The sequence below is a fragment of the Bradyrhizobium sp. LTSPM299 genome, assembly GCF_000938235.1.
GTDB lineage: Bacteria > Pseudomonadota > Alphaproteobacteria > Rhizobiales > Xanthobacteraceae > Bradyrhizobium.
In genome coordinates this window covers 39,522-53,922 of the sequence record NZ_JYMU01000048.1, presented here as the reverse complement: position 1 = coordinate 53,922, position 14,401 = coordinate 39,522, and the positions used below count along the sequence as shown (strand labels likewise).

The 14,401-nt window shown below is 65.8% G+C and carries 13 protein-coding genes; 9 read left to right on the top strand and 4 right to left on the bottom strand.

Translation table 11 applies throughout. The features are described from left to right. Positions 1-24 precede the first annotated feature (24 nt). The 3 genes from UP10_RS22930 (at position 25) to UP10_RS22920 (ending at position 2,512) form a co-directional block, all read left to right on the top strand. Positions 25-1,158 (top strand): site-specific DNA-methyltransferase, encoded by a 1,134-nt coding sequence (locus tag UP10_RS22930; RefSeq protein WP_050043780.1) that lies wholly within the window; start codon positions 25-27, stop codon positions 1,156-1,158. 241 nt (positions 1,159-1,399) lie between these two features. Further along, positions 1,400-1,696: a hypothetical protein gene (locus tag UP10_RS22925; protein WP_245321820.1), complete on the top strand. Its 297-nt coding sequence runs from the start codon at positions 1,400-1,402 to the stop codon at positions 1,694-1,696. Between the two features lie 129 nt (positions 1,697-1,825). Beyond that, positions 1,826-2,512 carry a glutathione S-transferase family protein gene (locus UP10_RS22920; protein WP_044540073.1) on the top strand — a complete coding sequence of 229 codons (687 nt, stop codon included), beginning with the start codon at positions 1,826-1,828 and terminating at the stop codon, positions 2,510-2,512. Positions 2,513-2,678: 166 nt separating this feature from the next. Here the strand turns inward: UP10_RS22920 and UP10_RS22915 are convergent, their stop codons facing one another. Beyond that, positions 2,679-3,104: a nuclear transport factor 2 family protein gene (locus tag UP10_RS22915; protein WP_044589522.1), complete on the bottom strand. Its 426-nt coding sequence runs from the start codon at positions 3,102-3,104 to the stop codon at positions 2,679-2,681. Between the two features lie 91 nt (positions 3,105-3,195). Here UP10_RS22915 and UP10_RS22910 point away from each other — a divergent pair, with 91 nt between their 5' ends. Then, positions 3,196-4,110, top strand: coding sequence for a LysR family transcriptional regulator (locus UP10_RS22910; RefSeq protein ID WP_044589521.1), 915 nt, complete (start codon positions 3,196-3,198; stop codon positions 4,108-4,110). Positions 4,111-4,285: 175 nt separating this feature from the next. Here UP10_RS22910 and UP10_RS22905 read toward each other — a convergent pair whose 3' ends face one another. After that, positions 4,286-4,906, bottom strand: a complete 621-nt coding sequence (locus UP10_RS22905) for a glutathione S-transferase family protein (RefSeq protein ID WP_044589520.1) — start codon at positions 4,904-4,906, stop codon at positions 4,286-4,288. A 185-nt stretch (positions 4,907-5,091) separates the two neighbouring features. Between UP10_RS22905 and UP10_RS22900 the strand changes: the two genes are divergently transcribed. Next, complete coding sequence (locus UP10_RS22900) at positions 5,092-6,363, top strand: flavin-dependent oxidoreductase (RefSeq protein ID WP_044589519.1); 1,272 nt, start codon at positions 5,092-5,094, stop codon at positions 6,361-6,363. Between the two features lies 1 nt (position 6,364). On the opposite strand, the gene UP10_RS22895 is transcribed toward UP10_RS22900, so the two are convergent. Together UP10_RS22895 and mutY are read right to left on the bottom strand one after the other, a co-directional pair. Beyond that, the gene (locus tag UP10_RS22895) at positions 6,365-6,784 is read right to left on the bottom strand and encodes a PaaI family thioesterase (protein ID WP_044589518.1); all 420 of its coding nucleotides are present in this window, start codon (positions 6,782-6,784) and stop codon (positions 6,365-6,367) included. A 72-nt stretch (positions 6,785-6,856) separates the two neighbouring features. Next, the gene (mutY, locus tag UP10_RS22890; RefSeq protein ID WP_044589517.1) at positions 6,857-7,948 is read right to left on the bottom strand and encodes an A/G-specific adenine glycosylase; all 1,092 of its coding nucleotides are present in this window, start codon (positions 7,946-7,948) and stop codon (positions 6,857-6,859) included. Positions 7,949-8,075: 127 nt separating this feature from the next. On the opposite strand from mutY, the gene UP10_RS22885 reads away from it, so the two are divergent. The 4 genes from UP10_RS22885 (at position 8,076) to UP10_RS22870 (ending at position 14,270) form a co-directional block, all read left to right on the top strand. Beyond that, a complete protein-coding gene (locus UP10_RS22885) occupies positions 8,076-8,555 on the top strand; it encodes a DUF721 domain-containing protein (RefSeq protein WP_044589516.1) in 480 nt (159 codons plus the stop codon). Positions 8,556-8,674: 119 nt separating this feature from the next. Beyond that, positions 8,675-9,331, top strand: a complete 657-nt coding sequence (locus UP10_RS22880) for a DsbA family protein (protein WP_044589567.1) — start codon at positions 8,675-8,677, stop codon at positions 9,329-9,331. Positions 9,332-9,688: 357 nt separating this feature from the next. Next, complete coding sequence (gene smc / locus UP10_RS22875; RefSeq protein ID WP_044589515.1) at positions 9,689-13,153, top strand: chromosome segregation protein SMC; 3,465 nt, start codon at positions 9,689-9,691, stop codon at positions 13,151-13,153. Positions 13,154-13,262: 109 nt separating this feature from the next. After that, positions 13,263-14,270, top strand: a complete 1,008-nt coding sequence (locus UP10_RS22870) for a small ribosomal subunit Rsm22 family protein (RefSeq protein WP_044589514.1) — start codon at positions 13,263-13,265, stop codon at positions 14,268-14,270. Positions 14,271-14,401: the final 131 nt, after the last annotated feature.

Sequence of the window (14,401 nt, the reverse complement as noted above, 5' to 3'; positions counted from 1 at the left end):
CGCCTGAGTCAGAGTTCTTGAGTCATGGTAGTGTCGCGTCGCGGGGCGTCTGCAAGGGCGCCCCGCACTAAATTTGAGAATGCCCCGTCGAGCCGCATCGTCATCGGCGATTGCGTCGCCGAGATGTCGAAGCTTCCGACAGGCTCGGTCGATCTGGTGTTCGCAGATCCTCCCTACAATCTGCAGCTCAAGGGCGATCTCAAGCGCCCCGACGAGTCGCATGTCGATGCCGTCAACGACGACTGGGACAAGTTCTCGTCGTTCGCCGCCTATGACGATTTCACCCGCGCCTGGCTGCTCGCCTGCCGCCGCGTGATGAAGCCGTCGGCGACGCTGTGGGTGATCGGCTCCTATCACAACATCTTCCGCGTCGGCTCGATCATGCAGGACCTCGGCTTCTGGCTGCTGAACGACATCGTGTGGCGCAAATCCAATCCGATGCCGAACTTCCGCGGCCGCCGCTTCACAAATGCGCATGAGACCATGATCTGGGCCGCGCGCGACGAGAAGGCCAAGGGCTATACGTTCAACTATGAAGTGCTGAAGGCGGCCAATGAGGACGTGCAGGCACGCTCCGACTGGCTGATCCCGCTGTGCACCGGCGAGGAGCGCCTGAAGGGCGATGACGGCAAGAAAGTGCACCCGACGCAGAAGCCCGAACAGCTTCTGGCGCGCGTGTTGCTGTCGTCATCGAAACCCGGCGACCTCGTGATCGATCCGTTCAACGGCACCGGCACCACCGGTGCTGTCGCCAAGCGCCTCGGCCGCAACTATATCGGCTTCGAGCGCGACCGGACCTACGCTGCTGCGGCCGAAGCGCGCATTGCCGCGGTCGAACCGTTGCCGGAAGAAACCATTGCGCCGTTCATGACCGCGCGCGAGGCGCCACGGGTCGCGTTCTCCGAACTGCTCGAGCGCGGCATGATCATGCCCGGCGCAAAACTGGTCGACGCCAAGAAGCGCCACGGCGCGCTGGTCCGCGCCGACGGCGCCATCATGCTCGGCGACAAGGTCGGCTCGATCCACCGCATCGGCGCGGTCGCGCAGGGCTCAGGCGCCTGTAATGGCTGGACCTTCTGGCACGTCGAGACCAAGAACGGCCTCAAGCTGATCGACGAGCTGCGCGCCGAGATCCGCTCCGGGATGGCGGCGGGCTGAGTTTCACCGGACCGTAGGATGGGTAGAGCGAAGCGAAACCCATCGCCTCCGTGCCGCCGATTGATGGGTATCGCTTCGCTCCACCCATCCTACGGCTATTGCGGCTCTGCGTCCTCGGCAGACCTGCAATGACGGCCTCTTGAACGCCTTGAAGCCCCGCTGATCGGACCTAGATATAGGCTGTCCGCTCCCATTTTGATTGACCACTCCGATGCGAAGACATTCCGATTCATTGCTGCTGGTGCCGCTGCTGCCGATCTTCCTGCTCGGCATGTTTCCGATGCTGTTGATCGGCCTCCTGGGCTTTTTCGGCCTGATCATTTTCGGCGTCCTCCTCGTCTCCGTTGGGCTGACCCTCGGCCTCGAGGCACATAGCGAGTTCAACGAAGAGATTATCGTGCACGGCTACGTGCGGGGGTCCGAACGCGCAACGCAGGTCTCCCACCTGCATGCCGCGACCCGCTCGGCAGTCGGGCTGGAGGTCGTGGGACTTGCTCTGATCGTCGCGGGCGTGGCGGGCTGGCTCTGGTTCGGCTGACCGGCGCGCGGCTTCTTCACAAACTCATTGCTTGCGCACTGCAGCAAAATTTGCGCATGAAGGGCCGCAAGCGGCCTCGCCATGCCGCGCCCGATGTCGACGGTCACAAAAGCCCCAGGGAGCCCTTTCATGCTGAAATTCTATTTCAACGGCGCGCCGAATCCGAACAAGGTCGCATTGTTCCTGGAGGAGTCCGAACTGCCCTTCGAGGCGATCCCGGTCGATACCCGGAAGGGCGAGCAGTTCGCGCCCGAATTCCTGAAAGTGAACCCAAACGGCAAGGTGCCGGCGATCGACGACGACGGCGTGTTCGTGTTCGATAGCAATGCCATCCTGCTCTATCTCGCCGAGGAGCACGGCCTGTTCCTGCCACCCAACACGCCGGCCAACCGCGCCGAGACGCTGTCGTGGCTGATGTTCATTGCGACCGGCCTCGGCCCCTATTCCGGCCAGGCGGTGCACTTCAAGCATGCCGCGCCAAAGGACCTCGAATACGCCCACAACCGCTACCAGTACGAGGCGCATCGCCACTACAAGATCCTCGACGACCACCTTGCCAAGTCGCGCTACATGGTCGGCAACAGCTATACGATCGTCGACATGGCGTTCTGGGGCTGGGCCCGGATGGCGCCGTACGTGCTCGGCGAGGAAGGCTATGCGAAATATCCGAACGTCAAGCGGCTGGTCGACGAGATCTCGGCGCGGCCCGCGGCGGCACGCGCGATCGCGCTAAAGGACAAGCACAGCTTCAAGGCCGAGATGGACGACGAGGCCCGCGGCATCATGTTCGGCCACCTCAAGTCCAAGGTGGCGTGACAAGCGCTGTCATTCCGGGGCACGCGCTTCGCGCGTGAACCCGGAATCCAGAGGTTGTTGCGCGAGATTCCGGGTTCGCGCCGACGCGCGCCCCGGAATGACGTCAAGCAAAACGGCGCCCTTGCGGGCGCCGTTTTCGTTTCTGCCGCATCGCTGCGGCATTCGGCTATCGCGCCGGAAACGCGCCCAGCGCCTTCTCGGTCAGAACCGAGTCGCAATATTCCCGGACCTCCTTGATCTTGCCGCCCTCGAACCGCAGCACCAGGCAATAGTCGTTGTCGTAGCGCGCCCCTGCCTTGGTCAGGTTGTTGCCCTTGGCCTCGACCGCGACGACGTCGCCGTCGGCAATGAAACGATGCGCGATGGTGCGGCCCCGCTCGACCAACCGCGAGCGGACATGGCCGTGCAGATCGTTGAGGATCGATTGCTTGCCGGTGAAGGTGCGTGACCAGGAATATTGCCCGGTCACGGTCCAGGTCGCGTCGTCGGCGAGGTTTGCCGTGAACAACGACCGCTCGCGCACCGCGGGATCGGGATCGCCCGCGATCGCAAACATCTCCTGCACCAGTTTCTTGTTGTCGGCGGCGCTCATGGCGGCTCTCCATTGACGGGTTGATCACCAATCATTGCCGCGCCGTCGTACATTCTTCCAATCGATAGGTGGTATGATATATATTCACCTGATGAATTTGAATGCCCTTGACCTCAATCTGCTGGTGGCGCTCGACGCGCTGCTCAGGGAGGCCAGTGTCAGCCGCGCCGCGATGCGGCTGCATTTGTCGCAGCCCGCGACCAGCCACGCGCTGCAGCGGCTGCGCGATCTGATCGGCGATCCATTGCTGGTGCGCAACGGCGCGCGGATGGAGCTGACGCCGCGGGCACAGGCGTTGCGCGGGCCGCTGGTGCAGGCGCTCGATCAGGTGCGCGCGCTGTTCGTCCCTGATGATTTCGACGCCGCGCGCAGCGAGCGGCACTTCCGGCTGATGATGCCGGACCTCGCGGTCGAACTGCTGATGCCGCCGCTGATGGAGAAGGTGACGCAGATCGCGCCGAACGTTACCATCGACGTGGTGCCGTGGCGAGGGCCTGCGATCTTCACGCCCGACTTCGCCCGCACCATCGATCTCGTGATTTCGATCGGCGATGCCTTCAAGGGCTTTCACCGCCAGCTTCTCTATACCGACAGCGACGCGCTCGCGGTGCGGCGCGGCCATCCGCTCGGCGCCAAGCTGAAGAAGCGCGACATCTTCCTCGCTGCGCGGCATGTCGCGGTCGTGATCCGCGGCCAGAACGAGGATTTGATCGACACCTGGCTGCGCACCAAAGGCATCGAGCGGCGGATCGCGCTGATCGTCTCAGGCTATATCGAGGCGCTGCACGTCACCGCGCGTACCGACCTCATAGCCTTCGTGCCGCGCCGGCTGATCTCGGCGCTGTCAAAACAACTGTCGCTGCTAACGGTGACGCCTCCGCTCGATCCCGGGATCGACGAGCAGCACATGTTCTACCCGACCCGCGCCCAGATGGACCCGGGCTCGCTCTGGCTGCGCAAGCTGATGCTGGAAACGGGGCGGGAGCTGGAGCGGCGGAAGGCATAGGGTTTGGCGTATTCTCTCCCCGCGTCGTCCCGGCGAAAGCCGGGACCCATAACCACCGATGTGAATTGGGGATGAAGGGCTGTGGCCCCAGCATGCGGCACAACCAAGATTTGGGGTGATGGGTCCCGGCCTGCGCCGGGACGACACCGAGTTTTTGGCTTACGCCAACTTTCCCTTACGCCTTCTGCTCGGCCAACACCTTCTGCACGGCCGGGCGGCTTTCCATCGCGGCGCGGTGGGCCTTCACCTTCGGCAGGGTCGCGAGATCGACGCCGTCACCATCGAGCCACAGGGTCAGCGTGTAGAGATAGGCGTCGCAGACGGTGTAGCTCTCGCCCATCACCCACGGGCCTTTCAGCATATCGCGCTCGATCAGGCCGAAGCTGGCGGCCATGGTCTTCGGGATCATCGTCTTCATGTCGGCAAACGAACTCTCGTCCGCCGCCCACCGATAGCCGCGCCCCTTGTGGGCGTGGTTCACATGGACGGTGGAGCAAAGATAGGAGTTGAAGGCCTGCACCTTGGCAAACTCAAACGCATCGTCGAGCGGCGCGAGCTTGGCCTGCGGGAAGGTCTGCGCGATGTAAGCCAGCACCGCCGGCGTCTCGGTCAGCACGCCGCGATCGGTCACCAGCGCAGGCACGCGGCCCTTCGGGTTGATCTTCAGATACTCCGGGCTGTTCTGCTGGTTGGTCTTGAAGTCGAGCCGTTCGGTCGTGTAGGGCGCGCCGGCCTCGGCCAGCGCGATGTGAGAGGCGAGCGCGCAGGTGCCGGGGACGTAATAGAGCTTGAGCATGGTGATGTCCTCTTCGGGCCTTGTCGGTTCAGGTGGACTCTGAACCCGGCCCGGGTTTTTGCTTTGCGGGCGGACGATAACGGCCCTCCTCTTCTCCGTCTATCCCCGGAAGTGCCATAGGCCCTTCGCGGTTGCCCACAACGGCGCTGTCGTGCCATGACCGTGGCCGATCAAGAGGACATCCTATGACGGTACTCATCGCGGGCGGCGGCATCGGCGGGCTGACGCTGGCGCTCAGCCTGCACCAGATCGGCGTTCCTGCGCGCGTGTTCGAGAGCGTGCCGGAATTGAAGCCGCTCGGCGTCGGCATCAATGTGCTGCCGCATGCGGTGCGCGAATTGATCGAGCTCGGCCTGCACGATCAGCTCGACGCTCTGGCGGTGCGGACCCGCGAGCTCGCCTATTTCTCCAAGCACGGCAAACCGATCTGGAGCGAGCCGCGCGGGCTCGAGGCCGGCTACAAATGGCCGCAATTCTCGATCCATCGTGGCCGGCTGCAACAGATCCTGCTCGATGCCGCGACCGAACGGTTGGGGCGTGAGAATATCCTCACCAGCCATCACCTCACCGGCTGGGCTGAAACCGCGGATGGCGTCCGCGCCGACTTCATCGATAAGGCGACCGGCAAACCGGCCGGCAGCCACAATGGCGCGATCCTGATCGCCGCCGACGGCATCCACTCCGCGGTGCGCAAAAAGCTCTATCCGACTGAAGGGCCGCCGATCTGGAACGGCCGCATCCTCTGGCGCGGCATCACGCGCGGCAACGCGTTCCTCAGTGGCCGCACCATGATCATGGCGGGCCACGAGATCCTGAAATTCGTCTGCTACCCGATCTCGAAGCAGGCCGGCCCCGACGGCAAATTCGACATCAACTGGGTCGCCGAGCGGCACATGCCGCCGACCTATCAGTGGCGCCGCGAGGACTATAACCGCACCGCAAAGCTCGATGAGTTCCTGCCGTGGTTCGAGAGCTGGAATTTCGACTGGCTCGACGTACCCGGCCTGATCCGGAATTGCCCGCACGCCTATGAATATCCGCTGGTGGATCGCGATCCGGTTTCGCAGTGGACCTTCGGTCGCGTCACGCTGATGGGCGATGCCGCGCACCCGATGTACCCGATCGGCTCCAACGGCGCCTCGCAGGCGATCCTGGACGCGCGCGTGCTGACCCGCGAGATCCTGGCCCTGGGGCCGACGCAGGCCGCGCTCGCAGCCTATGAGGCCGAGCGGCGGCCCGCGACCACCGATCTCGTGATGCTGAACCGCCGCAACGGCCCCGAGCAGGTGATGCAAATTGTTGAAGAGCGCGCGCCCGACGGTTTTGGCGTCGTCACCGAGGTGCTGTCGCAGCAGGAGCTGGAAGACATCGCCGCCAACTACAAGCGCGTCGCCGGCTTCCAGGTCGAAGGGTTGAACGCCAAGCCGCCGATCGTGCCGCGTGGGAGTGCGGTCTAACTCACCGCAGCGCCCGCGCCGCCTCCACCAGCCGAATGCTGTTCGTCGCTGTCGCGAGCAGCGTGCCATCTACGGCGGTCAGCCGGCCCGCGACGAACGCGATGGTCTTGCCGAGCTGGGTTACAGTCGCCTCGCCGGTGATCGGTCCGGGCTTTGCCGGCGCCAGGAAGTTCACCGTTATCGTGATGGTCGTGGTGTAGAGCCTGCCCTCGGTCATCACGAACACCGCCGGCCCCATCGTGTCGTCGAGCATCGCCGACAGCATGCCGCCCTGGATGAAGCCGGCGGGATTGCAGAAATCCGGCTTGCCGTCGAAGACGATCTTGATCCAGCCATCCTGCGGGCGTGCATCGACGAGGCGCCAGCCGAGCAATTTGGCGCAGGGCGGCATGGGGATGTGGTCGAGCGCGGTTGCGATCATGACGGCCTCCGTTGCTTGGGGCGTCGTAGCCGAGCCCTGCTGCCAGCATGGTGTCAGCAGAGTGAGCCGGCGCTAAAGATTGAGGCCGTGCGCGATGACCTTGCGCATCACGTTCGGCAACGCCTCGCCATCCAGCGTCGCGACCGGCACCCAGCGCATGCCGTCGGGCGCGCGGGTTCGCGACGGAACATTGGCGGTGTAGACCACCAGTTCCAGCGGGAAATGCGTGAACACGTGGGTGACGATTCCGGCCTTGCGGTGCCAACGCGTGACGCCCTTGAGCTCGGGCGCCTGCGCCAGCGCCGCTCTGTCCTGCTGCCCCGCAATCCACTCCGATCCCGGCACCTCGGTCATACCGCCGAGCAGGCCCTTTTCCGGGCGCGAACGCACCAGCAACTCGCCGCCCCGCGTCACCACAAAGGCCGCGCCACGGCGCAAGGTGCCGCTCTTCTTCGGTGCCTTGCGCGGGAAGGTTTCCTGATCGCCGCGCGCGCTCGCCGCGCAGTCGTCGTTGAGCGGACATAGCGAGCAGGCCGGTTTCTTCGGCGTACAGATTGTAGCGCCCAAATCCATCAGCGCCTGCGCGCTATCGCCGGCGCGAGACGAACCGAGCAGGGTCGCAGCCAGTTGCTGTATCCGCGGCTTTGCCTGCGGCAGCGATTCCTCGACCGCGTAGAGCCGCGAGATCACCCGCTCGATATTGCCGTCCACCGGCATGGTGCGCCGGTCGAACGCGATCGCCGCGATCGCAGCCGCGGTGTAGGGCCCGATCCCCGGCAGCGCGCGCAGGCCGTCCTCGGTGTCGGGGAAGACCCCGCCATGGTCGTTGAGCACTGCGACCGCGCAGGCATGCAGGTTGCGCGCCCGCGAATAATAGCCGAGCCCGGCCCACATCCGCAGCACGTCGTCGAGCGAGGCGCGGCCGAGCGCCGTCACGTCGGGCCAGCGCGACACGAATTTCTCGAAATAGGGCCCGACCGCCTTGACCGTGGTCTGCTGCAGCATGATCTCGGACAGCCACACCCGGTACGGATCGGCCAGCTCCCCCGCCACCGCCCGCCATGGCAGCCGCCGGCGATGGCGGTCGTACCAGGCCAGCAGCAGTGCCGGGCGATCGGCGCCATCGTTGGTCAGTTTCGTTTTGGCGGCTGCGCGAGAACTCATGGACCTACCTTAAGGCCCCGACGCAAATCTCTCCACGTCATGCCCGGGCTTGACCCGGGCATCCACGTCTTTCTTCTTTGGAGTCGTCCAATTCCTCACGCGAACGGCAGGTATGCTATAAGCCCCCATGTCCAGACCCGGCCCGATCAGCGCAAAGCCCCTGTCCATCCTGCTCAACGACGTCTTCAGCGACGCCTACGCCAAGCAGGGCTTTGCCGCGCGCGAGCTGGTGACGCGCTGGAGCGAGATCGCCGGCGAGCGGATCGCGGCCTATTGCGAACCGCTGAAGATGCAGTGGCCGCGGCCGGTCGAGGGGCAGCCGCAGGAGCCGGCGACGCTGGTGTTGCGGGTCGAGGGGCCGATGGCGCTGGAGATCCAGCACTCCTCCGACGTCATCCTGGAGCGGGTCAACCGCTTCTTTGGCTGGCATGCGGTCGGCCGATTGACGATCCGGCAGGCACCCTTGTCGCGCCGCAACCAGCCGAAGCCGCGCCGCGCGCCGGACCCGAAAGCGGTGGCCAGGGAAGCCGAAGACCTGAAAGCGGTGGAGGACGAGGATTTGCGCGCCGCGCTAGCCAGGCTGGGTGCCTCGATCAAGCGAAATTGACGCTTTTCGGCGGCCAGCCCGCGACGACCCGCCATTGCCACAATGGCCGTTTCAAGCTAGCGAAGGCTTCTTTTTCGGAACCTCATTCCGGCGTGAATGCGCCGATCCGGGAGCTGACCTTGATCATCACGCGCCGCGCCTTCACCACCGCTCTCTCGCTGACCGGCCTTGCCGCCCTCGCGGGCCTCTCGCCGTTCCGCCTGATCACCGACGCGTTCGCGCAGAGCGCCACCGATGTCGCCAAACCGCAGTCGCTGCCCGACATGGGGCTCGGCCCGCAAGACGCCAAGGTCACCATCACCGAATACGCCTCGATGACCTGCCCGCATTGCGCCAACTTCAACGAAACCGTGTTCCCGAAGATCAAGTCGGCCTACATCGACTCGGGCAAGGTCCGCTACGTGTTCCGCGAATTCCCGCTCGACATCAAGGCCGCCGCCGGCTCGATGCTGGCGCGCTGCATCGCCAAGGACGACGCGCCGAAATTCTACGCCGTGATCGACCTGCTGTTCCGCCAGCAGAACGACTGGGTGATCAAGAACACCACCGAGACGCTGACGCGGATCGGCAAGCAGGCCGGCCTCAACCAGCAGCAGGTCGAGGACTGCCTCAAGGACCAGACGCTGCTCGACAAGATCGCCGCCGATCAGAAATACGCCAACGACGTGCTGAAGGTGAATTCGACGCCGACCTTCTTCATCAACGGCGAAATGCTGAAGGGCGAGACCTCGTTCGAGGAATTCAGCAAGAAGATCGATCCGCTCCTGAAGAGCTGATCATCGGCCTCCGAATCGATCGATGTCGCGCCGAGCCACTTCACGGTCCGGCGCGATAATCGTGGATGGCGTTGCGACCGCCGCGCGAGCACCCGCATCATTTCGCTGTTGAAAACCTGATTCGCGCGAAGTGGATTCTTGACGGCGCGCTGGACCGCAAAACAGCGGCAAAACCCTGCAAATCCCTTGTAAATCCCTTGGGAAAAGCCGGGTCAAGCGGTTGCCCTCGCGCGCCGGCCTCGCCATTGTCCCGCTCCATGAGAGCTGTACGCAGCTTATCACCCACACACCGACATTGCCTTCCATGGTATTGTCACGGCAGGGAGATTCGCGCCCGGCCAAGCGAGATTTGTGTTCATGAAGCTCACGCGCCTTCGCCTCCACGGTTTCAAGTCGTTCGTTGAACCCACCGACTTCATGATCGAGCCGGGCCTGACCGGCGTCGTCGGACCGAACGGCTGCGGCAAATCCAATCTGGTCGAAGCGCTGCGCTGGGCGATGGGCGAGACCTCGCACAAGTCGCTGCGCGCCGCCGACATGGACGCGGTGATCTTCGCCGGTTCCGGCAATCGCCCGGCGCGTAACCACGCCGAAGTGGTGATGACGATCGACAACTCCGATCGCTCGGCGCCGGCCGCGATGAACGACAGCCAGCTGCTCGAAATCTCCCGCCGCATCGAGCGGGAGGCCGGCTCGGTCTACCGCATCAACGGCCGCGACGTCCGCGCCCGTGACGTCCAGATCCTGTTTGCCGACGCCGCCACCGGCGCGCGCTCGCCGGCACTGGTCCACCAGGGCAAGATCGGCGAGATCATCCAGGCCAAGCCCGAGCAGCGCCGCCGCGTGCTGGAAGACGCCGCCGGCGTCGCCGGCCTGCACGCCCGCAGGCATGAAGCGGAACTGCGGCTCAGGGCGGCCGAGACCAACCTCACGCGTGTCGAGGACGTGATCGGCCAGCTCTCCGGCCAGATGGACGGCCTGAAGAAGCAGGCCCGCCAGGCGATCCGCTACCGCGAGGTCGCGGCCAAGGTGCGCAAGTCCGAGGCCATGCTGTACCATCTGCGCTGGATCGAGGCGAATGCCGACGTCAACGATGCCGCGCAGACCCATGATCTCGCCGTGCGCGAGATGGCCGAGCGCACCCGCGAGCAGGCCGAAGCCGCCCGCATCCAGGCGATCCGCGCTTCCGAACTGCCAGCGCTGCGCGACGCCGAAGCCCGCGCCGCCGCCGGCCTGCAGCGCCTGACCAATGCGCGCGAACTGCTCGACCGCGAGGAACAGCGCGCCAAGGAGCGCGTCGGCGAGCTCGATCGTCGCCTCACCCAATTTGCCGGCGACATCGCGCGCGAGCAGCAGCAGACCTCGGATGCCGACATCGCGCTGCAGCGGCTCGACACCGAAGATTGCGAGCTGAAGGAAGAGATCAAGTCGCGCGTCGAGAAGCGTTCCGGCGTCGACGAGCGCGTTGCAGAATCCGAAACCATGCTGGCCGCGATCGAGCGCCAGTTCACCGAGCTGACCACGCAGCTAGCCGACCTCACCGCGAAGCGCAACCAGCTCGAGGCTGGCGTCCGCACCCATCGCGACCGGCTGGCGCGGCTCGATCAGGAGATCGCCAACGTCCAGGCCGAGGAAGAAAAGCTCGCGCAGGAAACCGGCAATCTCGGCGACATCGACGCGCTCGCGGCCACCATGGAGACCGCGCAGCAGACCCTGGCCGAATCCGAGGCCGCGGTGCAGGCCAACGAAACCCATCACGTCGCCGCGCGGCAGACGCTGGAATCATCCCGCTCGCCGCTCGCGGAAGCAGAGAAGCGCGTGCAACGGCTGGAGACCGAGGCCCGCACCATCTCCAAGCTGGTCAACAGCGAGACCAAGAATCTGTGGCCGCCGATCATCGACGGCATCACGGTCGCCAAGGGTTACGAGAAGGCGATCGGCGCCGTGCTCGGCGACGATCTCGACGCGCCGGTCGATCCGTCGGCGCCAATGCGCTGGACCAATGCCGGAGCTACGGGCGAAGACCCCTCGCTGCCCGACGGCGTCGAGCGCCTCGCCGACCGTGTGCAGGCCCCGCCCGAACTGGCGCGGCGGCTGGCGCAGATCGGCGTCATCACAAAGGAACGCGGCGCGGCGCTGGTGTCGCAGCTCAAGACCGGCCAGCGGTTGGTAACGCTCGAAGGCGACGTCTGGCGCTGGGACGGTTTCGTCGCCGACGCGCATGCCCCGACCGGCGCCGCGCGGCGCCTCGCCGAACGCGCCCGTCTCATCGATATCGAGCACGATCTGGAGCAGGCCCGCATCGACGCGGCCGCCAAGCGCGAGGCGCTTGAGACGGCGGAAGCGGAGCTGCGGACCGCCGCCGCAGCCGAGGCCGCGTCCCGCGAGGCCGTACGCGCCGCCCGCCGCGAGGCCGAGGCCGCCCGCGAGCGTCATGCCACGACCGAGCGCGAGATCAACCGCCATGCCGCGCGCAAGTCGGCTCTGACCGAGGCACACACCCGCGTCGCGGCCGACCGCGCCGAGGCCGAGGCCGCGCATGAGAGCGCGGTCGGGGCTCTGACCGAACTGCCGCCTGGTGTCGAGACCGAGACCCAGCTCGCCGCGGTCCGTGCCGAGATCGATAACCAGCGCCGGGCCGCAGCCCAGGTTCGCGCCGAGGCGCAGGCGCTCGCCCGCGAGGCCGAGCTTGCCGACCGCCGCGTGCAGGCGATCCTCGCTGAGCGCAGCGATTGGCAGAACCGCAAGACCAGCGCCGCCTCCCAGGTCGAGACCATCGAGGCCCGCATCGCCGAGGTCTCGATCGAGCGCGAGGAACTCGCCAACGCGCCGGAAGTGTTCGCCGAGAAGCGTAGTGCGCTGATCACGGAGATCGAGCATTCCGAGAGCGATCGCCGCATCGCAGCCGACGCGCTCGCCATGGCGGAGACCGCAATGGCGGAAACCGACCGCGCCGCGAAAATCTCGCTCGAAGCCTTCTCCAGCTCCCGCGAAGCCACCGCGCGCGCCGAAGAGCGGATGGAAGGTACCCGCCGCCGCCTCGCCGATATCGAGCGCGAGATCCACGACATGCTCGAGGTCGAGCCGCAGGCGGTCGTCGCCATGGCCGAGATCGAGCCGGGCGCGGAGTTGCCGCCGGTCGGTCAGGTCGAGGAAGAGCTCGAGAAGCTGCGCCGCGACCGCGAGCGCCTTGGCGCCGTCAATCTGCGCGCCGAGGAAGAGCTCAAGGAAGTCGAGACCCAGCACACCGCGCTAACCACCGAGCGCGACGACCTCGTCGAGGCGATCAAGCGGCTGCGCCAGGGCATCCAGAGCCTCAACCGCGAGGCCCGCGAGCGCCTGTTGACCTCGTTCGAGATCGTCAACAGCCACTTCAAGCGTCTCTTCACCGAGCTGTTCGGCGGTGGCGAAGCGGCGCTGCATTTGATCGAGAGCGACGATCCGCTCGAAGCCGGCCTCGAGATCATTGCCAAGCCACCCGGCAAGAAGCCGCAGACGCTGTCGCTGCTGTCGGGCGGCGAGCAGGCGCTGACGGCACTGGCCTTGATCTTCGCGGTGTTCCTCACCAACCCGTCGCCGATCTGCGTGCTGGACGAAGTCGACGCGCCGCTCGACGACCACAACGTCGAACGGTTCTGCACCCTGCTGCACGAGATGACGTCGTCGACGGAAACCCGCTTCATCATCATCACGCACAATCCGATCACGATGGCGCGGATGAACCGGCTGTTCGGCGTCACCATGGCCGAGCGCGGCGTCTCGCAACTGGTCTCGGTCGACCTGCAGGGTGCGGTGGAAATCCTCGACCAGAACGTGGCGTAGGATTGCGCCTCAGCCGTCATTGCGAGGAGCGATAGCGACGAAGCAATCCATGCTTCAGCAAGCGGTACTATGGATTGCTTCGCTTCGCTCGCAATGACGTGGGGGCCACATGACCTCTCCTGACCTGCCTGCCGAATTGAGATCCGCCCTCAACGCCAGGCTTGCGGGCCTCTCCCGCAGCGATGCGGCCAGCCGCGCCGCGGTGATCTCGCAGACCTATCGCGAAGGCGGCGGCTCCGGCACGATCAAATCGGAGACCGATGCGCTCGCCTACGCGCTGGCGCGAATGCCGGCGACATATGCGGCGGTCGTCGCAAGCCTGAACGCGCTCACCGAGATCCGGCCGGATTTTGCACCGACGAGCCTGCTCGACGTCGGCGCCGGACCGGGGACAGCGACCTGGGCAACGGCCGAAGCGCTTTCATCGCTGCAACACTTCGCCCTGCTTGATGCCAACGGCGCCTTGCGAACCCTGGCGCTAGAACTCTTTCACGACAGCACGCGCCTGCGCGATGTCGGATATGAGCTCGGGCAAGCTCGCGCGTTGCTCGCGCAGGCCGAAGCGGCCGACCTCGTCATCGCGAGCTACATGATCGGCGAGATCGGCGATGCCGAGCGAACGGCGCTGGCCGAGACGCTGTGGTCCAAAACCAAGGACACGCTCTTGGTCGTCGAACCCGGCACGCCCGCGGGCTATGCCCGGATCATCTCACTCCGCGCACGATTGATCGCAGCCGGCGCCCACGTCGCCGCGCCCTGCCCGCACGACGGCGCGTGCCCGCTGGTTGCGCCCGACTGGTGCCACTTCAGCCAGCGCCTGCAGCGCTCGCGCGCGCACAAGCAGATCAAGGGCGCCGAGCTGCCGTTCGAGGACGAACGATTTGCCTACGTCGCACTGACGCGCACGCCGGTGACGGCGCGGCCGTCCCGCGTGCTGGCGCAGCCCATGGTCGGCAAGGTCGAGATTTCGGCCAAGCTGTGCACCGCCGAAGGCGTCGTTGTTGCAAAGGTCCCGCGTCGCACCAAGGCCGACTACGCCCGTGCCCGGCGATGGCGATGGGGCGATGCGGTTCAGGCATCCATTGCGGGTCGTCCCGGCGAAGGCCGGGACCCATAGCCACCGAAGTGTGTTGTGAGCGAAGCCGACACCGCTTGTGCCCCTTCCGCCGGCTGCGGCGTATGGGTCCCGGCCTTCGCCGGGACGACGGAATAGATTGAACTAGTTCGGCACTTTGTCCGACCAAGGCT

Coding starts and splice junctions, on each gene's coding strand:
- mutY (WP_044589517.1), bottom strand. CDS start 7,948: ATGAGTTCTCGCGCAGCCGCCAAAACGAAACTGACCAACGATGGCGCC.
- UP10_RS22920 (WP_044540073.1), top strand. CDS start 1,826: ATGCTGAAATTCTATTTCAACGGCGCGCCGAATCCGAACAAGGTCGCA.
- UP10_RS22900 (WP_044589519.1), top strand. CDS start 5,092: ATGACGGTACTCATCGCGGGCGGCGGCATCGGCGGGCTGACGCTGGCG.
- UP10_RS22910 (WP_044589521.1), top strand. CDS start 3,196: ATGAATTTGAATGCCCTTGACCTCAATCTGCTGGTGGCGCTCGACGCG.
- UP10_RS22885 (WP_044589516.1), top strand. CDS start 8,076: ATGTCCAGACCCGGCCCGATCAGCGCAAAGCCCCTGTCCATCCTGCTC.
- UP10_RS22895 (WP_044589518.1), bottom strand. CDS start 6,784: ATGATCGCAACCGCGCTCGACCACATCCCCATGCCGCCCTGCGCCAAA.
- UP10_RS22930 (WP_050043780.1), top strand. CDS start 25: ATGGTAGTGTCGCGTCGCGGGGCGTCTGCAAGGGCGCCCCGCACTAAA.
- smc (WP_044589515.1), top strand. CDS start 9,689: ATGAAGCTCACGCGCCTTCGCCTCCACGGTTTCAAGTCGTTCGTTGAA.
- UP10_RS22915 (WP_044589522.1), bottom strand. CDS start 3,104: ATGAGCGCCGCCGACAACAAGAAACTGGTGCAGGAGATGTTTGCGATC.
- UP10_RS22905 (WP_044589520.1), bottom strand. CDS start 4,906: ATGCTCAAGCTCTATTACGTCCCCGGCACCTGCGCGCTCGCCTCTCAC.
- UP10_RS22870 (WP_044589514.1), top strand. CDS start 13,263: ATGACCTCTCCTGACCTGCCTGCCGAATTGAGATCCGCCCTCAACGCC.